The 3,113-nt window shown below is 57.6% G+C and carries 2 protein-coding genes; both read left to right on the forward strand.

Translation table 11 applies throughout. The annotated features are described in order from the left end of the window. The first annotated feature begins 242 nt into the window (after window positions 1-242). Window positions 243-2,723, forward strand: a complete 2,481-nt coding sequence (locus VGG64_01095; protein HEY1598166.1) for a hypothetical protein — start codon at window positions 243-245, stop codon at window positions 2,721-2,723. Between the two features lie 149 nt (window positions 2,724-2,872). Beyond that, on the forward strand, window positions 2,873-3,113 hold a 241-nt coding region (locus VGG64_01100; protein HEY1598167.1), incomplete at its 3' end, for a hypothetical protein.

Consider the following 3,113-nt stretch of genomic DNA (forward strand, 5'->3'; position numbering starts at 1 on the left):
AAGCCCGGCAGGCCCGCGCCGATATGCTTGTCGTCGCTACTTCGCGACAACAAGGCTATGGCGGCGAGTTCGCGAGTGGAGTCGTCGCATTCCGTCACATTCTCCCATTGTCCAAAGCGCGCGCTCTGCAATACGTGAGTCGGTATGCTGACGCACGTTTCGGCGCGAGCGATCCACCCCGCGCGCAAGATATTGTTGCGACGTTGCGCAGGAGCGCCGCCAACGACCTTACGGCACAATTGATGGTATCGCCGCTGCAAGTCACATTTATGGCTACGGTCGTAGCAGCGAGCGGGGATCCCGGCGAAGACAGATGGCAACTCTTTCAAAAATACTACCAGACTATCTATGATCGGGAGCGGCAAAAGGCGGTACCACCTTACGACAGGGTACTGAGCAAGCAGCAAACTATCATTGATCGGTTGCACCACGATGTCGGCTTTTGGTTGCAGTACGAGGGCGAAAGCGCCAGCGATGGCTCGGTTAGCCTTTCGATCGATCGGTTCCAGCACCTGGTCGAGGGTTACCTGTCCGAAGCTGGTAAGCGGACCGCGGAACGAAACGAACTCGTCAGGCAGATAACAGAAGCGGCGAGGCAACGGCTCGTATTCCTCACGAGTCGCGTCGACGGCGAATTGTCGTTCGATGTCCGGTCTCTTCAGGAATATATGGCCGCGGAGTGCTTGATGACCGGGCCTCCAGACGTGATACGGAACAGGCTCGTAGCGATCGCCCCGAACGCTTATTGGCGCAATGTCATTTTATTTGGTATTGGTAGGTGTTTCGGTGACGCGCAATCGCGGCACCTCCAGGACTTTGTACGGTCCTTGTGTGAAGACATGAACAACTCGTCTGATCAGGTTGTCGCTCTCACCCGTTCCGGGTCGGAGCTTGCGCTCGACGTCTTACAGAGCGGAATAGTCCGCGAGAGCCCGAACCATGCACGCCATCTTACACGGGTCGCGCTTCAGATGCTCGCGCAACCAGAGTCCTCGGACGAACATGAAGGGGTGGCAACCACAAGTCAGCGGTTGGCGACCGTCTACAACGAAGACGTAGCTAATGTATTCGAGGCCGAGGTGAAAGTGCGCACTGGCCAGTCTGAAATCAGTTTGGCGCTCGGCGGGTGGGCGCTGCTAAGCCGGCTTGCTGCGATGGAGATTCCTTGGGCGCGCGAACGCGCTGAACAGAAATGGCCAGCCGATACGGCGTCGCGGATGGCGATCTTTCGTGTGGCGACCGCGCATTTCAGTGACAATCCGTGGCTGAACGAAAAGCTCGATGATGCGTTGGCAGGACTGAAAGTGAGTCAATTCACGGAATTGCTGGCCAAATGTGGCGAACTTATGTCGCCAAGGCGGCTGTTGTTGCTTTCCCGTCTATTCAGTAGGTCAGCAACCTCAATAGAAATTCCCTTCCGATTTTCCAGATCAAATCAAGGTGGTTTTTTCTTCAATTTAGCCAGCGTTGACTCCTTGGGCGATTTGCTTATAGGCACGTCGACGCACGGCGGAGATTGGAACGACCTGTCTCTCCCAATTCCAGAATGGCTGCCTATCACCTCCCTGCGAGACTACTCCGTTGATCCGAGCCACACAACCCTTTCACTGCTGCTACGAAACTGTGCAAGCGACGGTTGGCAGGCTGCCCACCGGCCTCACCTGGCTCGGCTGCCGTGGCCAGTCGCGGCGTGTCTGTTCGCCGCTGAGTCGGGCGCTGATTTGCTCGCGATGGCCGACGAATTGGAGCGGGGGCTCTTTGGCTTTGTTGACGACTGGCGCGCCGCAGAGAGTCGCTGGAAATCGGCCGGGATCAATTCGAGCGACTTTGACGTGCCCTATGACCGTCTTCGGCCCTTTGATGCTAAAATTGCGGTGCGTGGCTTTCCGGTCGGGCAGTGGGGGCTTACCGCTGAAATACGAACCCACCGCGACCAAGCTATCCGCGAGCTACATACGCTCACCCAAACCGTCTCGGCACCTCAATTCGTACAATTGTTTGCATGGCATTTATGCCGTGCGTCTGCGCATACCGGCGGCTTAGTGCGCTGTGTGACACCCACTGAGCTGCGACGACTGGTCGAATCTGATACCCGGCATTACTGGTACGAGAACGTGGTCGGCGTCCCAAAAAACGCCGAGGACCTACCAGGCTGGATCGATTTTTACGATTACATCGGGCGCCTTAACACATTGGGCGTGTACTTTCGCGCCGAAAATAACGACGATGAATGGGCCAAAGTGTGGCAGGCGGAGCTCGAGTCCCGTCCGGAAAAGCTGGGGCTTTTACGGCTCTTAGGCCGTTTGGCTTCCGTCGGCGCGCTGCCAGTTACCTCTTCGATTCTCAGCCACAGCTTTATGTCGGACACAAGCTTAGAGCCGAGGTTTCGATTGGCCGGATTGTTGGTTCGACTCGCGAACCAACCAATTACGGACGAAGAAGCGCGCGACATCGCTGGCCGCGCAATTAACTTGATACATCCGCCGGCCGAGCCGGGCGCAGATCGACTCCTATTCATGACAATCGAGCGTCGGCTGCGGACTGATCCTTCGATGGCGCGACTAGTCCTGGAGTTGCATAAAAAGATGCCGACCGCCGTTGAGGGTGGAACGGCGAATTGCGAGCGGCTGCTGCGCGAGCTGCTCCGTACAACGCAGAGCGATCTTCAGGGGCCCAATAGGCTTGCGGCCCTCCAGCTTCCCACAATTGCGATGCTAAACTAGGTCCGTGCCGGGCTGAGCCCGCGGTAATTCCGTCGAATATTTTCCGGATTGAAGGCGATAAGTGACGCATGCCGTGCGTCTGTTAGCTGATACGAAGTGCAGAGCATCTCTATCTTTTACGGCGGCCAGTGGCCCGAGGAATTGTCATCATGCGGCTCGTTTCATCGAAGACCCTCATCGCGTTCGCCCTGCTGACGGCCTCGAGCATCACCACTGCCGGGGCTTTCGCGGCCGACACGGCTGACGAGCCGCAGACGCTCATGGCCGATCGCGGCAAGCTCTTGCTCAGCGACGATTTCAGTTCGCTGCCGGGCAAGCCGTGGACGATGGCCAAGGGCCATTGGCAAATCGTCGACGGGGCCTTGCAAGGCGCGGAAGTCAAATCCGAGA

It is taken from the genome of Pirellulales bacterium, from assembly GCA_036490175.1.
Lineage (GTDB): Bacteria > Planctomycetota > Planctomycetia > Pirellulales > JACPPG01 > JACPPG01.